The organism is Variovorax sp. P1_G12, assembly GCF_056405555.1.
The window spans coordinates 175,883-189,412 of the sequence record NZ_JBFUBW010000010.1; the positions used below are offsets into that span (position 1 = coordinate 175,883).

Below are 13,530 nucleotides of genomic sequence, written 5' to 3' on the forward strand. Positions count from 1 at the left end.
ATCCACATGACGACGAACACCATTTCTCTCTCCGCGCTGCGCCCTGCGCCTTCTCGCATCCCGACGCAGGCCGAGGCGCGCTGGCGCGTCGCAGAGATCGAGGCCCTGTTCGCGCTGCCGTTCATGGATCTGCTGTTTCGCGCGCAGCAGGTTCATCGCGAGCATTTCGATGCCAATGAAGTGCAGTTGTCCACGCTGCTGTCGATCAAGACCGGTGGCTGCGCGGAAGATTGCGGCTACTGCCCGCAGTCCGCGCACTTCGACACCGGCGTCGAGGCGAGCAAGCTGATGCCGCTGCAGGAAGTCGTCGAAGCAGCACAGGCGGCCAAAGCCCAAGGCGCCACGCGCTTCTGCATGGGCGCGGCCTGGCGCAGCCCCAAGGCGCGCGACATGGAGCGCGTGACCGACATGGTGCGCGAGGTGCGCGCACTGGGCCTGGAGACCTGCATGACGCTGGGCATGCTCGAAGCGGAACAGGCCCGGGCCCTGAAGGATGCGGGGCTGGACTACTACAACCACAACCTCGACAGCGCTCCCGAGTTCTACGGCAACATCATCGGCACCCGCACCTACCAGGACCGGCTCGATACGCTGGGCCATGTGCGCGACGCCGGCATCCATGTCTGCTGCGGCGGCATCGTGGGCATGGGCGAGAGCCGCGCCCAGCGCGCCGGGCTGATCGCGCAACTGGCCAACCTCGAGCCCTATCCCGAGTCGGTGCCGATCAACAACCTGGTGCAGGTCGCCGGCACGCCGCTGGCGGGCACCGAGCCGCTCGACCCCTTCGAGTTCGTGCGCACCATCGCGGTGGCGCGCATCACGATGCCGACGACCATGGTGCGGCTGTCGGCCGGGCGCGAGCAGATGGACGAGGCGCTGCAGGCGCTGTGCTTTGCCGCCGGCGCCAATTCGATCTTCTACGGCGACAAGCTGCTGACCACGAGCAATCCGCAGGCCGAGCGCGACCGGGCGCTGTTCGAGCGGCTGGGGTTGAGAGCGCAGAGCAAACAATGAGTGCGGTGCTGGCGCCGCCGCCGAACCCGCTCGGCCGTCCGATCATCGACGCGGCGTTCCGCGCCGACCCCTATCCGGCCTACGCCGCGCTGCGCGAGGCCGGGCCGATCCACTGGAGCGACGAGTTCTTCGGCGGTGCGTGGCTGCTGACCCGCCATGCCGATGTCGAGGCGGTGCTTCGCGATGCCGTGCGATTCTCGGCGCAGCGCACCGGCGGCTGGGTGATGCAAAGCCCGGCCGCCCGCAGCGAGCTGAGGGATTTCCAGCAGCTCTTCGCGCGGGCGATGCTGTTTGTCGATGCCCCGGATCACACGCGCATCCGCGGTGTGCTCAACGCAGGCTTTCGCAGCGACGTCCTGCAGCAGTTCGCGCCGGCCATCGAGCGGCGCGTCGACGCCCTGCTCGACGCGGTGGATGCCGACGCGGGCTTCGACTTCATGCAGGCGCTGGCGCGGCCGCTGCCGGCCGAGGTGATGGCGATGCTGATGGACATCCCTGCGGCCGATCGCGGCGACTTCATCGCCTGGTCCGACGATCTGGCGACCTTCATCGGTGCACCCCTGCCGTCGCTCGAACAGGCACGGCGCGCACGCACCAGCCTGCTGGCGATGACCGGCTACTTCGAGCATCTCGTGCCGCAGCGGCGGAGCACCCCGGGCGACGACCTCGTGAGCCGGCTGCTGCGGGCCGAGGCGGCGGGCGACATCCAGCCCGGTGCCGAACTGCTCGCCCAATGCGCGATGCTGCTGTTCGCCGGCCACGAGACCACGCGCAACCTGCTGGGCAACGGCCTGCAGGCACTCCTCGCCGATCCTGGCCAGTGGCAACGCCTCCGGAACGACCCGGCCTTGCTGCCGGGCGCAGTGCGCGAACTGCTTCGCTTCGACAGCCCGGTGCAGTACACCGGCCGCCGCGTGGCGGCCGATCTGGTGCTGCACGGTCGGCAGCTGCGCCGCGGCGACCTGGTGGTCGCGCTCATCGCCTCTGCCAACCGCGATCCGGTGCGCTACTCAGAAGCCGATCGCCTGGACATCGCGCGCCGCCCCGGCGGCTTGCTGTCGTTCGGCGCCGGGCCGCATGTGTGCATCGGCGCCAGCCTGACGCTGATGGAGGCTCAGATCGTCTTCGATCGCCTGCTGCATCGGTTCCCGCATCTGCGCCTGGTCGACGCCCAGCCGCGCTGGAGCGGCAATGCGGTGTACCGAGGGCTCAGCGCGCTGCCGGTGCGTCAGTTTCAGGCCGCCGGTCTGCGCATCAGCATGCCGCGACGATAGGTCTCGGCAATGAGCATGCGCGGGCCCTCGGGTGTCACGATGCAGTACGTGCGCGACGCTTCGGTGTCAGGGAGCCCACCTCCCGCGCCCCAGAGCCGTTCGTACAGCGCCGGCGACGCATCGAGGAACGAGCGGCGCACCCACAGGCGCGACAGAAGATGACCGATCGGCATCGCGCCAGCCTCGAGGTCGCGCTGCACATCCTCCGGCAGGCCCTCGAGTGCGATGTACGACAGGTTGTCCATCATCACCTGGCCGTGAGCGGCGAGGCAGGTGATCCGCTCGATGAAGCTCGCGCCTGGAAGCGCGGCACGCACTTCGGCCGGCACCGCCTGCACGATCCGCTGCTCCAGCACATGCAGCGAAACCGGACCGCCGGCGATGGTTTCGCACAGACGGGTGGTCGATCCATCCTGCGCCAGCAGCAGGCGCAGCACCTCGCGGGCGTGCTCTTCCCGCGCGGGCGAATCCGATGGAAGGTGAAAGCGTTGACGCTCAAGCGCCTGATATTTGAATGAAGACATGATCGAAATTCAAGTGACGATTCGCCCCGTGGCCCTGCCGGACGGTCCACGTGGCACGATGGCGCGGCTGCGCGGCGATGGACGCTTCGCGCTGCTCGAAAGCGCGCTGCCCATGCCGCGCCAGGCCCAGTGGTCCTACGTTGCCGGACCGGCATTGGCCACACTGTACACAGACGAAACCACGACCCGGCTCGAACGGGACGGCCGCGAGATCGCCTCCTGGGCCGACCCCTTCGAAGCGCTCGCAGCGGTCGCCGCGGGGCATCCTGACAGCGTCCGCTTCGAGGGCGACTGTCCCGAGGGCATGGACTTCGTCGGTGGCTGGGTGGGCGTGCTGGGCTACGACCTCGCCCGCCATGTCGAGCGCCTGCCTGAACAGGCCCTGCACGATCCGGTGCTGCCCCGGCAATGGTGGATGGCGGTGGACCAGGTGCTGGGCTTTCACCATCCGAGCGGGCAGTGGTGGGAGGCCACCGTCCGCGGCCCTTCGGAGCGCTGGCCCTGGACCCGCACCGATCGGATCGAAGCCTGGCGCCGCACTGTGGAGCGTGCTTGCGGCCCGCTGCCCGAACGCGGGCACTGGCACGCAGGTCCCCGCACCCTGGGCACGTCACGCGCTCAGTTCGAGAGCGGCGTCCAATCCATCCAGAAGGCCATCGTCCGCGGCGATGTACTTCAGGTCAACCTGACGCGACGTGAAGATCGGGCCTTCGAGGGCGATACCTGGGCCCTGTACGAAGATCTTGTGGCTGCGCATCCGGCGCCCTTCGCTGCCTACCTCGAAGGGCCGGGCTTCGCGATCGCAAGTTGCTCGCCCGAGCGATTCCTTCATCGCAGGGGCGACCGGCTCGAGGCGCGTCCGATCAAGGGCACTGCAGCACGCGGCACAGACGAAGCCGAGGATGCCGCGCGACGCCGGCATCTGGCGGCGAGCGTCAAGGACCGCGCGGAAAACGTGATGATCGTCGACCTGATGCGCAACGACCTTGGGCGCGTGGCGGTGGTCGGCAGCGTTGAAGTGCCCGAGCTGTTCGCGCTGGAGTCCTACGCCAGCGTGTGGCAGATGGTGTCGACCGTGCGTGCTCGAATTCGCCCGGACCGCGGCATTGCGCAACTGCTGCGCGCCTGCTGGCCGCCGGGTTCGATGACCGGTGCGCCCAAGGTCAAGGCGATGCAGATCATCGAGGAACTCGAACCCATGCGCCGTGGATGGTATGCCGGCTCGGTGGGCTATCTGGATTGCCGCGGCAACATGGACCTGTCGGTCGTCATCCGCACGGCGATCGTTGCCGACGGGCGAGTGATGGTGCAGCTCGGCGGCGGCATCGTTGCGGACTCCGAGCCCGCGGCCGAGTGGGCAGAGACGGTGGCGAAGGGACTTCGCATCGTCGAGACCCTGGAACGGGGGGCGAATGGGTGCTCATCGTTGCCGATTCGCGCGGCGAGACAAGCAGAGCACACACGCGAAACGAATGCGCACGCATCACACTGGCGTAGCGGCGTAGCGGCGTAGCGGAGGAGACGGGGTCGGACGCGGAGGCCTGAGTCCCTACGGCACCCGAGTCTCGAACGTCAGCACTTCGTGAAAGGTCGTGGCCATCCTGGGCCTGACGCCAAGGCCGATATCGAGGTTGCCGAAGTGCTCGGCCATCGGTGCGGATTGCTGCTTCAGTGGCCGGCCGCCGGCCGAAGCCAGTTTTCGATCACAAGGCCCGGCACGCGTGCAAAGTGTCGGGTGTTGTCCGTGACCACCACGGCGCCGAGGGCCAGCGCGTGCGCCGCGATCATCTCGTCGAAGTCGCCGATGGGCATGCCGCGTGCCTTCAGATCCGCCCGCAGCGCACCATGCCGGCTCGCCGCCTGGGCATCCCACGGCATGATCGGCACGATGCGCAGAAACTCGTCCACGATCCGATGCAACCGCACGGCCTCAGGCCGCTTGGCGACGCCGTAGCGGATCTCCGAACTGGTCACCGCCGAGATGCACCATTGGCCCGGCGGCAGCGCCTGCAATTTCGCATCGAATGCGGGGTGGCCGCGCATTGCTTCGCTCGCCGCGTTGGTATCCAACATGTAGAGGGTCACTCTTTCCAGCCCTCGAAGGGGTCGCGCTGTTGCTGGTCCTGCTCGCGATCAACCAGGAAGTCATGGGGCACCGGGCCCAACTGTTCGCGCAACTGCATGAACGATCTCCAGTCCACCGGCGAGCGCGCCGAAAGGATGACGTCGCCGGTGATCTCATCGCGGCGGATATACACCTCGGCGGCTCCTTCGAAGCGGAACTCGGCCGGCAGACGCACGGCCTGGCTGCCACCGGTCGCGAAGAGTTTGGCGATGGACTGCGGCATGGCGGACTCCGGGTGCATAAAGTATATACTAATGTATCTACTTTCCCTTGGCGTGTCAACCGCTCCCACTTCGCGGTGCGCCAACGAAATGTCGCATCGTGGCCTTGGTCCAGTTCCTGGATCCGAGGCACAGCGATGGCAATACCGGCGGTAACGATCACCATGTCGACGCGCGAGGTCGATCGGATCAAGACGGTGCAAGCCGTCGTCGACCCGATGACGCGCGCCAGCAAGGCCGCGCGTTCAATCCGTCGAACCGGCAAGACCTGGGAGAACTACACGCTCCGCCGAAGAAGGTAGCTGTCCATGACCCACCCGTGCTCCTCGCGGGCTGCTGCGCGAAGCGCAGCGATGCGTGGTCCGGTGCTGGCAAGAGGGCCGGCAAGAAGCAACTGGTACGGCATTCCGAGATAGGCTGCCCAATAGATCTCAATGCCCTCCGGGGGTAGAACCTGAAATGCGCTGACACCGTCGAGCAGGACCACGACCGTGTCCAGGCCTGCCGGCCAGCCGCCGGCCCTCAACTGACGTCCAGTGGTGATCAGCACCGAGGCCCCCAGGGTGTTGAGCGGGATGGCGTGTGCGGCGGTCAGCAACTGAACGCTGCTCAGGCCGGGAATCACCTCGACCCGCAGCGCCATGCCAGCCGTTTGCAGCCGTTCGGCAATGCGCATGCTGGAGTCGTAGAGGGAGGGGTCTCCCCAGACCAGCAGTGCCACACGACCGCCATGAGGCAGGCATGTGGCGATCTGCCCCGCCCACACGGCGGCAATGGCCGCGTGCCACTCGTGCACGCCGTCGAGATAGCTCGGCGCGGCGGTGTCGCGCACGGGCAGGTCGAACTCGACCAATCGGGCCTGACCGTTCAGATGCGTCGCGCAGATCTTGCGGCGCAAGTCGGCGAGCTCGGCCTTGTCGGCGCCCTTGCGCGGAATCAGGATGAGGTCGGCGCGGTTCAATGCACCGATGGCCTGGAGCGTGAGATGCTCGGGATTGCCGGTGCCGATGCCAATCAGCATCAGCTCGATCGTGGAAACGGCATTCATCGGCGGGCCCGCGCGGCAATCGGCCAGCTCGTGTTCAGGCTGCGTGGTGCAGACGCCGCGTCAGCAGCACCGACCCGCCCTGCCCTGCCCGCCCGCGCAGCCCCTTGGCTGCTGCCAGCACGGCCAGGTCGACCAGCGGCTCCAGCAGCACGACCGTCATGTAGGCGGCGCCGAAGCTGCCCACGGCTTGCAGCGTCTCTGCCCCGAAGCCGCGGCCGTAGATCGTCCAGAAAGCCACCCAGGCGACGATCCCTCCCTGGAACACCACCGACATCTTGAGCACATGCACGTAGCCCAGCTCGACATAGGGAAGCTTGGCCGGCAGCACCCGCTTGGCCACCGCCTGCATGGCGAACAGCGCGGCCAGCAAGGTGGTGACGTTCATGCCGTACTGCGGCAGGTCTTTCGGCTCGAAGAAGAGGCTCTGCAGCGCCAGCCCCGCGGCCAGGCCGATGGCGGTGGGCGCTGCGCCCAGAATCAGGAACAGCGACGAGCCCAGGATCAGGTGAACCTCGGACACGCCGACCGGCGCGTGCGGGAACACCTCGAAGAATACGAAGACCAGCATGGCGGCGAGCACGCTGCGCAGCAGCAGCGAGCCCGCACCCTCCTCGCGAATGTGGTTCAGGGACAGCTTCACTGCATAGAGCGCGCAGGCGCTCGCCGTGGCATAGGACAGCAGGATCTTGCTGCCGTCGACGATTCCGGGTTCCATGTGCATGGCGGGGCTCCGTAGGGTGAGTGCAGTCCGCTCAGCGGAGCTGCGAGGGGGTTGAAGGAAGGGAACGAGAAATGTGATGTCAGGCGGTTGGCGAATTGCCCGGTTCGGCGCGCGTCGGCCGGAACCTCCGGTCGTAGTCGCCGGCATAGAGACGGCTTTCGGCGAAGCCTTCAGCGGCCAGTGCGGGGCCGACGAGTATCAGCGCGGTGCGTTCCACGCCCTCGCCCATCGTCGCCTCGATGGTGGCCAAGGTCGCGCGGAAGATCTGCTCGTCCGGCCAACTTGCGCGATAGACCACGGCCACCGGACACTCGGCGCCGTAGAACGGCACCAGCTCTGCGACCACCTCGGCCAGCTTGTGGATGGACAGGTGCAAGGCGAGCGTGGCTCCGGTGGCGGCAAAGCCAGCCAAGGTCTCGCACGAGGGCATGGGCGACGCGCGGCCGGATGTGCGCGTCAGCACCACCGACTGCGCCAGGCCCGGCAGCGTGAGTTCGGCACCCAGCGCGGCCGCCGCAGCGGCGAACGAGGGCACGCCGGGCGTGACCGTGTAGGGGATGCCGACGGCCCGCAGACGGCGCAATTGCTCGCCCATCGCCGACCACACGGAAAGATCACCCGAATGCAGCCGCGCCACCTCCTGCCCTGCCGCATGGGCGGCGACGAATTCGGCGACGATGGCATCGAGATCGAGTGGCGCGGTGTTGACGATGCGCGCGCCGGGTGGACAGTGCGCCAGGATTTCTTCGGGCACCAGCGAACCGGCATAGAGGCAGACAGGACAGCGGCCGATCAGGTCGCGCCCGCGCAAGGTCAACAGGTCTGGCGCACCGGGACCGGCGCCGATGAAGTGGATGGTCATGGTCGAAACTCCGATTGTTGTGTGCACGCGGCGATCGCGCAGGTGGCAACGCGGTCGGTCGACACCACGCGTGGATGAAGCAACGTTGCACCCGGACCGCCGTGCATCAGGGCTGCCGCCAGGGCCGCCGCTTCGGCGGTGCTGCCGCTGCCGCGCAGCACACGTACCGTGGCGTGGTCGGTCAGGGTGACGGTGGCGTTCATCCGCGCAGCCTCCACGGCGCACACCGGCACACCCAGCTCCTCGGCCAGCGCACGCAGGGACGGTGCGTCGGCCTTGTCTTGCGCAGTGGCGAGCAAGGCAATCGACTGCACCGGCACCGTGGGTTGCAAGGCCGCGGCCGCGTGCGCCAACGCGTCGCGCAGCGATGCCAGCGTCGCACCGCTTCTGAAACCGAAGCCCGCCACCATCATCGCGTCGCACTCCATTGCACGATCGGGTAGGAAGCGCGCCAGGCACGCCGCGTCCCCAAGGGCGCGGCCTCCGCCAGCTCGATGCGTGTCAGGCTGCCGCCGGCGCGCGCGTGCCAGTCGCTCAGCAGCGCTTCGGATTCCAGTGTCACGGCATGGGCCACCACACGGCAGCCTTGCGGAAGCAGGCGCCACAGATGCGCCAGCATCGCGTCGCTGAGGCCGCCGCCGATGAAGACCGCATCCGGCGGCGGCAGGCCGGCCAAGGCTTCGGGTGCGCTGCCTGTCACCAATGCGAGCCGATCGACGCCCAGCCGGTCGGCATTGGCACGCAGCCGCATCGCGCGCTCGGGGTCGCCCTCGATGGCCACGGCCTCGCACCTCGGATGCGCCAGCAGCCATTCGATGCCGATCGACCCGGAGCCCGCACCGATGTCCCACAGCCGCTCGCCGGGCCGCGGAGCCAGGGCGCACAGCGCCAGGGCACGCACCTTCTGCTTCGTGAGCTGGCCGTCGTGTGCAAATGCGTCGTCCGGCAGGCCCGTGCTGCACGGCATGGCCATGCCCGTTCCGGCCACCTGCAAGGCCACGGCCACCGGATGCCGCACATCGGTCAGGTCGAAGGCGGACGCAGCGACGTCGCGCCGCCGCTCGTGCGGGCCACCCAGTGCTTCGAGCACGCTCATCGCGCTGGCGCCGCAATCGTTGTCGACGAGGTAGCGCGCGAGCGCCGCCACTGCGGCACCGTCGCGCAGCAGCAGCAGCAGCCGCTCGCCCGTGTGCAGGTGCGGTCGCAGACGCGCCAGCGGCGCCGCGTGCAGACCCAGGCAGGTCAAGTGCTCCAGCGGCCAACCCAGGCGCGCAGCCGCCAGGCCGAATGTCGATGCAGCGGGCAAGGCATGCCATTCGTGCGCGCCGAGATGGCGCGTCACCGAGCTGCCCGCGCCGAACCAGAACGGGTCGCCGGAGGCCAGCATCGCCACGCGGCGACCGCGCTGTGCCAGTAGGATCGGGATGCCATCGGCGAACGGCACCGGCCATTCGAGCCGCTCGGCGCGCAGACCGGGCAACAACGCCAGATGCCGGGCGCTGCCGGCCACCAGTTCGGCCGCATCGAGTGCTGCGCGGCTGGCGGAAGGCAGGCCCGTCCATCCGTCTTCGCCGAGCCCGATGATCGTCAACCACGGGGTAACTTCAGTGAATTCAGCCATGCGCAATGTCCTGGTCCTGGGCGGCACGCTCGAAGCGAGCGCGCTGGCACGGGCGCTCGCCGAAAGAGGCGAACGCGCCGTGCTGTCCTATGCCGGCCGGGTGGCCCAGCCCAAGGCGCAGCCCATCGCCGTGCGCGTGGGTGGCTTCGGCGGCGTGAGCGGCCTGGTGCGCCATCTGCGCGAAGAGCAGGTGACGCACGTCGTGGACGCCACCCATCCCTTCGCCGCGCGCATGAGCGCGAACGCGGTCGCGGCTTGCGCGGAGTGCGGCCTGCCCTTGCTGGCCTTGACTCGCCCCGGCTGGCAGGCAGGCCCCGGCGACCGCTGGCAGCCCGTGCCCGACCTGCCCGCGGCCGTCGCCGCGCTGAGCGGGCCGCCGCGCCGCGTGATGCTGGCCTTGGGCCGCATGCACCTGTCCGCCTTCGCGGCACAGCCGCAGCATCACTACATCCTGCGGCTGGTCGACCTGCCCGAGCTGCGGCCGCCCTTGCCGCAACACACGGTCATCGTCTCGCGCGGGCCCTTCGACCTGAAGGGCGACATCACCCTGCTGCGCGCGCAGCGCGTGGACGTCCTGGTCTGCAAGAACGCCGGCGGCACCGGTGCAGAGGCCAAGCTGCACGCTGCCCGCGAGCTCGAACTGCCGATCGTGATGGTGGCGCGGCCACCGCTGCCCGCGCGACAGGAAGTGACACGCGTGGCCGAGGTGCTGCTGTGGCTGGAGGCAGCGCATCATGCGGCCACCTCGCGCGGCGCCGAGCGCGGCGTGTAGACCCAGGGTCGGCCCTGGCGGGCAATGACCCGCGTCAGACTGGATCCGACGATGACGACGGTGCGCATGTCGGCCATTTCGGGTTGTGCATCTTGCAGCGCGACCACGCGGATGGTCTCGTCGGGCGTGGACACGGCACGGGCGAAGATCACCGGACGCGCCGGGCTTCCCGCCGCGCCGCAGGCCTCGCGCAGGACGGCCAGCGTTCGGGCGAAGCCGCTCGGGCGGGACACGGAACGCGGGTTGTAGAAGGCCATCGCGAAATCGGCCTGCACCGCCAGCCGCAGACGGCGTTCCACCAGGGCCCAGGGCTTCAGGTTGTCCGACAGGTTGATGGCGCAGAAGTCGTGGCCCAGCGGCGCTCCGGCGCGCGCGGCGGCAGCCAGCATCGCGGTGATCCCGGGCAACACGCGCACGTCCAGCAGGCGCCATGCAGCATCGCCCGCCTCCACCGCCTCGAACACCGCGGAGGCCATCGCGAACACACCCGGGTCGCCCGACGACACCACCACCACGCGCCGGCCTTCGGCGGCCAGGCGCAGCGCGTGGGCGGCGCGTTCCATCTCGACGCGGTTGTCGCTCGCGTGCAGCCTGAGTCCGGCGCGCGGCGCCACCCGGGCCACGTAGGGGATGTAGCCGACCACGTCGGTGGCATCGGCCAGGGCCGCGCTCACCTCGGGTGTCACGCAGCCATCGGCGCCCGGGCCGAGCCCGGCGATGACCAGCCAGCCCGCTGCATGCGTCGGCACCGTGGCCGCGTTCGTCGCCAGGCTCATGGCCGCCGTCCTTGCCCATGCACCAGCACGATCGAAAAGTAGGGCGTGACGCGGCCTTCGGCCTCCGCAAGCCGCATCACCTTCTGACCCGGCATGGTGGCGAACTCGACCAGCCAGGCGTCTTGCAGTCGACCCGCCGTCGTCAATGCACGGCGCACCTTGTCGATGTGGCGACCGATCTTCATGACGACCAGCGCCTCGCTGTCGGCCATGTGGCGCGCGAGCCGCGCTTCGGGCAGCGTGCCCATCAGCACGGTCAACACGTCGTCGCCCCAGGTGATGGGCTGGCCGGTGGCCGTCCATGCACCCGACATGCCGGTGATCGCCGGCACCACCTGCACCGGGTGGGTCTCGATCAGCCGGGTGTAGAGGTGCATGAACGAGCCATAGAAGAACGGATCGCCCTCGCACAGCACGACCACGTCGTGGCCGGCGTCCGACAGCGCCCGCAGCTGCGCCGCGCACTCGGCATAGAAGCCGGACAGCAGTTGGTTGTAGGCCGGATCGTCCACCGGGATCTCGGTGGTGACGGGGTATTCCATCGCGTGTTCCGTCACCGCTTCGGGCAGCAGATCGTCCACGATGCGGCGCGCCTGCCCGGGCCGGCCGGCCTTGCGGAAGTAGGCGACATGGGTCGCGCGCTGCAACAGGCGGTGCGCGCGCACGGTCATCAGGTCCGGATCCCCGGGGCCCAGGCCCAGTCCGTACAGGGTGCCGCGCGGGTTCATTCCAGACGACTCCCCAGCGCGTTGATCGCCGCCACCGTGATGGCGCTGCCGCCCAGGCGCCCGGCCACGATGCAGCAGGGCGCGGGCTGTTCGGCCCACAGCGCGTCTTTCGATTCCGCCGCGCCGACGAAGCCGACCGGACAACCGATGATCGCCGCGGGCCGCGGGCAGGCCGGATCCTGCAGCATGTTCAGCAGATGGAACAGGGCCGTCGGTGCGTTGCCGATGGCCACCACGGCGCCCTGCAGCCGAGGTCGCCACAGTTCCAGCGCGGCGGCAGACCGGGTGGTCGACATGGCCGCCGCCAGACCGGGCACCTCCGGGTCGTGCAAGGTGCACACCACCGCGTTGCCGCCCGGCATGCGCGAGCGGGTCACGCCCTCGCTGACCATGCGTGCATCGCACAGGATGGGTGCACCGGCCGCCAGCGCCGCCCGTGCCGCGCGCGTGAAGCCGGGCTGGAAGCGCAGCTGCGCTTCCAGTCCGATGAGGCCGGCCGCGTGGATCATGCGCACCGCGACGGGCTCGTCGTCGGCATCGAAGCGCGCGAGATCGGCCTCGGCCCGGATCATGGCGAAAGAGCGACGGTAGATTTCCGCGCCATCGGTTTCAAAGACGTGCATCAGGGCATTCCGATGAGTGAGCACAAGGCTTCAGGGGACAGTCGGGTCTGCACGGGCGCGTCCCAGGCGCAGCCGCTGCGCACGAGATCGAAGGCGCCGTTGCGGCCCACCAAGGTGGCATCGGCCGGGCGCGCGCGTGCGCAGCCCTTGGCGCAGCCGGACACGTGCAGGCTGCGGGGTGCACCGGTGCCCGCCGCATCCAGCCCCGAAGCGAGCGCGCGGGCGACCGCATGGGTCGCCACCGTCGCCGAGGCACACGAAGGCGCGCCGGGACAGGCATCGACGCGCAGCAAGGGATCGCCGGCCACGGTGATGAAGGCCCTCGCATCGCACCACCGGCCCCCTTCCAGGACCAGGGCACGATGCGGCGTCAGGCGCAGCCCCACGGCGCCGCTGTCGCGCAGCAGCGTGGCGAGGGCCGCAGCCTCGATCCGTCCGAAAGGCACGCCGTAGACCGGTCCGAGCGAGGACATGCCGGGTGCGGGCAGCGAGGCCGAGGCGGCTGCGGGTTCGAGCGGCTGCGGGCCGTCCGCCCAGCTGAAGATCTGTTGATGGCGACGCATCCGCCGCGATGCCGGTTCGACCCCCTTGGCCGTCGCCGCAAACCAGTCGGCCATCGCAAGTGCCGCATCCACCGCCCCGGCGCGGGACACGCGATGTCCGGCCTCGGCGCCGTCGGCGCGCACCAGCAGGCCACCCGAGCGGGCCCGCTCGATGCGCACGTCGGCCGGGGCCGCAGCCAGGACCGGCGCCGGCCCCGCATCCACTGCGAACCCGAACTTGGGCGGCAGCGCGGGCAGTTCGTTCAGGCGCGACAACAATTCCGTGGCGATGCCTTCGGTGTCATCGCCCGCTTGCCAGCAAGGCGCCACGAGAACCGGCGGCCAGGTTTCTCGCGTGGCGTCCGCATCCGCCAGGCCCAGGGCGCAGAGTGCATCGACCACCGCGCCGTGGTCGTCGGGCGTCACGCCACGCAACTGCAGGTTGGCACGATGGGTCAGGTCGATGAGCCCCGAGCCCAGGCGCCGGGCCAGCTCGCACAGCCCCAGGGCCTGCGCGCTCGTCAAGCGCGCCAGCTGCGGCCGCACCCGCACCAGCAGGCCATCGCCGGAAGCCATGGCGCGATGCGCGCCCGGGCACCAGCCCTTGGCGGCAGGGCGCAGTCCGGTCGACACGGCGTGCGAACCCGCTTCGGAAGGATCGGGAAGTGTCATGCGCGCA

Annotated in this window: 17 protein-coding genes; 5 read left to right on the top strand and 12 right to left on the bottom strand. The window is 69.5% G+C overall.

The genetic code is table 11. From position 1 onward, the window contains the following. Nucleotides 1-6 precede the first annotated feature (6 nt). Nucleotides 7-1,014 carry a biotin synthase BioB gene (bioB, locus tag AC1D2O_RS14070; RefSeq protein WP_478085325.1) on the top strand — a complete coding sequence of 336 codons (1,008 nt, stop codon included), beginning with the start codon at nt 7-9 and terminating at the stop codon, nt 1,012-1,014. Beyond that, nucleotides 1,011-2,288: a cytochrome P450 gene (locus AC1D2O_RS14075; protein WP_478085323.1), complete on the top strand. Its 1,278-nt coding sequence runs from the start codon at nt 1,011-1,013 to the stop codon at nt 2,286-2,288. The genes bioB and AC1D2O_RS14075 overlap by 4 nt, the downstream gene beginning before the upstream one ends. Here AC1D2O_RS14075 and AC1D2O_RS14080 read toward each other — a convergent pair. Next, complete coding sequence (locus AC1D2O_RS14080; protein ID WP_478157225.1) at nt 2,249-2,812, bottom strand: chorismate--pyruvate lyase family protein; 564 nt, start codon at nt 2,810-2,812, stop codon at nt 2,249-2,251. The two genes, AC1D2O_RS14075 and AC1D2O_RS14080, sit on opposite strands and share 40 nt — an antisense overlap. Between AC1D2O_RS14080 and pabB the strand changes: the two genes are divergently transcribed. Then, a complete protein-coding gene (gene pabB / locus AC1D2O_RS14085) occupies nt 2,811-4,325 on the top strand; it encodes an aminodeoxychorismate synthase component I (RefSeq protein WP_478157227.1) in 1,515 nt (504 codons plus the stop codon). The two genes, AC1D2O_RS14080 and pabB, sit on opposite strands and share 2 nt — an antisense overlap. A 155-nt stretch (nt 4,326-4,480) precedes the next feature. Here the strand turns inward: pabB and AC1D2O_RS14090 are convergent, their stop codons facing one another. Both AC1D2O_RS14090 and AC1D2O_RS14095 read right to left on the bottom strand, forming a co-directional pair. Beyond that, nucleotides 4,481-4,897 carry a PIN domain-containing protein gene (locus tag AC1D2O_RS14090; protein ID WP_478085319.1) on the bottom strand — a complete coding sequence of 139 codons (417 nt, stop codon included), beginning with the start codon at nt 4,895-4,897 and terminating at the stop codon, nt 4,481-4,483. Next, entirely contained in the window at nt 4,894-5,160 is a 267-nt protein-coding gene (locus tag AC1D2O_RS14095; RefSeq protein ID WP_478085318.1) for an antitoxin, read from the bottom strand. Before AC1D2O_RS14095 ends, AC1D2O_RS14090 begins: the two co-directional genes overlap by 4 nt. A gap of 135 nt (nt 5,161-5,295) precedes the next feature. Here AC1D2O_RS14095 and AC1D2O_RS14100 point away from each other — a divergent pair, with 135 nt between their 5' ends. Continuing rightward, nucleotides 5,296-5,460 carry a hypothetical protein gene (locus AC1D2O_RS14100; protein WP_478157229.1) on the top strand — a complete coding sequence of 55 codons (165 nt, stop codon included), beginning with the start codon at nt 5,296-5,298 and terminating at the stop codon, nt 5,458-5,460. Here the strand turns inward: AC1D2O_RS14100 and cobF are convergent. The 5 genes from cobF to cbiE form a co-directional block, all read right to left on the bottom strand. After that, nucleotides 5,436-6,206, bottom strand: coding sequence for a precorrin-6A synthase (deacetylating) (cobF, locus tag AC1D2O_RS14105; protein ID WP_478085316.1), 771 nt, complete (start codon nt 6,204-6,206; stop codon nt 5,436-5,438). The two genes, AC1D2O_RS14100 and cobF, sit on opposite strands and share 25 nt — an antisense overlap. A gap of 34 nt (nt 6,207-6,240) precedes the next feature. After that, nucleotides 6,241-6,927 (bottom strand): energy-coupling factor ABC transporter permease, encoded by a 687-nt coding sequence (locus AC1D2O_RS14110; RefSeq protein WP_478085314.1) that lies wholly within the window; start codon nt 6,925-6,927, stop codon nt 6,241-6,243. A 79-nt stretch (nt 6,928-7,006) separates the two neighbouring features. Further along, nucleotides 7,007-7,789 (bottom strand): precorrin-4 C(11)-methyltransferase, encoded by a 783-nt coding sequence (gene cobM, locus AC1D2O_RS14115; protein WP_478085312.1) that lies wholly within the window; start codon nt 7,787-7,789, stop codon nt 7,007-7,009. Beyond that, nucleotides 7,786-8,217, bottom strand: coding sequence for a cobalamin biosynthesis protein (locus AC1D2O_RS14120; RefSeq protein WP_478157230.1), 432 nt, complete (start codon nt 8,215-8,217; stop codon nt 7,786-7,788). Before AC1D2O_RS14120 ends, cobM begins: the two co-directional genes overlap by 4 nt. After that, nucleotides 8,199-9,410: a precorrin-6y C5,15-methyltransferase (decarboxylating) subunit CbiE gene (gene cbiE, locus AC1D2O_RS14125; protein WP_478085308.1), complete on the bottom strand. Its 1,212-nt coding sequence runs from the start codon at nt 9,408-9,410 to the stop codon at nt 8,199-8,201. The genes AC1D2O_RS14120 and cbiE overlap by 19 nt, the downstream gene beginning before the upstream one ends. On the opposite strand from cbiE, the gene AC1D2O_RS14130 reads away from it, so the two are divergent. Further along, nucleotides 9,409-10,182 (top strand): cobalt-precorrin-6A reductase, encoded by a 774-nt coding sequence (locus AC1D2O_RS14130; RefSeq protein ID WP_478085306.1) that lies wholly within the window; start codon nt 9,409-9,411, stop codon nt 10,180-10,182. The two genes, cbiE and AC1D2O_RS14130, sit on opposite strands and share 2 nt — an antisense overlap. On the opposite strand, the gene cobJ is transcribed toward AC1D2O_RS14130, so the two are convergent. Genes cobJ through AC1D2O_RS14150 form a run of 4 tightly spaced genes read right to left on the bottom strand, consistent with a single transcriptional unit; the run spans nt 10,143 to nt 13,523 of the window. Then, nucleotides 10,143-10,958, bottom strand: a complete 816-nt coding sequence (gene cobJ, locus AC1D2O_RS14135) for a precorrin-3B C(17)-methyltransferase (RefSeq protein ID WP_478085305.1) — start codon at nt 10,956-10,958, stop codon at nt 10,143-10,145. The genes AC1D2O_RS14130 and cobJ overlap by 40 nt on opposite strands. Next, on the bottom strand, nt 10,955-11,686 hold the full coding sequence (locus AC1D2O_RS14140; protein ID WP_478085303.1) for a precorrin-2 C(20)-methyltransferase: 732 nt from the start codon (nt 11,684-11,686) through the stop codon (nt 10,955-10,957). The genes cobJ and AC1D2O_RS14140 overlap by 4 nt, the downstream gene beginning before the upstream one ends. Further along, nucleotides 11,683-12,312, bottom strand: a complete 630-nt coding sequence (locus AC1D2O_RS14145; protein WP_478085404.1) for a precorrin-8X methylmutase — start codon at nt 12,310-12,312, stop codon at nt 11,683-11,685. The genes AC1D2O_RS14140 and AC1D2O_RS14145 overlap by 4 nt, the downstream gene beginning before the upstream one ends. Next, a complete protein-coding gene (locus AC1D2O_RS14150; protein WP_478085302.1) occupies nt 12,309-13,523 on the bottom strand; it encodes a hypothetical protein in 1,215 nt (404 codons plus the stop codon). The genes AC1D2O_RS14145 and AC1D2O_RS14150 overlap by 4 nt, the downstream gene beginning before the upstream one ends. Between the last annotated feature and the right edge of the window lie 7 nt (nt 13,524-13,530).

Excerpts from the sequence above, each read along its gene's own strand:
- cobF (WP_478085316.1), bottom strand. The coding sequence starts at position 6,206 with ATGAATGCCGTTTCCACGATCGAGCTGATGCTGATTGGCATCGGCACC.
- AC1D2O_RS14095 (WP_478085318.1), bottom strand. The coding sequence starts at position 5,160 with ATGCCGCAGTCCATCGCCAAACTCTTCGCGACCGGTGGCAGCCAGGCC.
- AC1D2O_RS14140 (WP_478085303.1), bottom strand. The coding sequence starts at position 11,686 with ATGAACCCGCGCGGCACCCTGTACGGACTGGGCCTGGGCCCCGGGGAT.
- cbiE (WP_478085308.1), bottom strand. The coding sequence starts at position 9,410 with ATGGCTGAATTCACTGAAGTTACCCCGTGGTTGACGATCATCGGGCTC.
- AC1D2O_RS14100 (WP_478157229.1), top strand. The coding sequence starts at position 5,296 with ATGGCAATACCGGCGGTAACGATCACCATGTCGACGCGCGAGGTCGAT.
- AC1D2O_RS14130 (WP_478085306.1), top strand. The coding sequence starts at position 9,409 with ATGCGCAATGTCCTGGTCCTGGGCGGCACGCTCGAAGCGAGCGCGCTG.
- cobM (WP_478085312.1), bottom strand. The coding sequence starts at position 7,789 with ATGACCATCCACTTCATCGGCGCCGGTCCCGGTGCGCCAGACCTGTTG.
- pabB (WP_478157227.1), top strand. The coding sequence starts at position 2,811 with ATGATCGAAATTCAAGTGACGATTCGCCCCGTGGCCCTGCCGGACGGT.
- AC1D2O_RS14075 (WP_478085323.1), top strand. The coding sequence starts at position 1,011 with ATGAGTGCGGTGCTGGCGCCGCCGCCGAACCCGCTCGGCCGTCCGATC.
- bioB (WP_478085325.1), top strand. The coding sequence starts at position 7 with ATGACGACGAACACCATTTCTCTCTCCGCGCTGCGCCCTGCGCCTTCT.
- AC1D2O_RS14120 (WP_478157230.1), bottom strand. The coding sequence starts at position 8,217 with ATGGAGTGCGACGCGATGATGGTGGCGGGCTTCGGTTTCAGAAGCGGT.
- AC1D2O_RS14150 (WP_478085302.1), bottom strand. The coding sequence starts at position 13,523 with ATGACACTTCCCGATCCTTCCGAAGCGGGTTCGCACGCCGTGTCGACC.
- cobJ (WP_478085305.1), bottom strand. The coding sequence starts at position 10,958 with ATGAGCCTGGCGACGAACGCGGCCACGGTGCCGACGCATGCAGCGGGC.
- AC1D2O_RS14080 (WP_478157225.1), bottom strand. The coding sequence starts at position 2,812 with ATGTCTTCATTCAAATATCAGGCGCTTGAGCGTCAACGCTTTCACCTT.
- AC1D2O_RS14110 (WP_478085314.1), bottom strand. The coding sequence starts at position 6,927 with ATGCACATGGAACCCGGAATCGTCGACGGCAGCAAGATCCTGCTGTCC.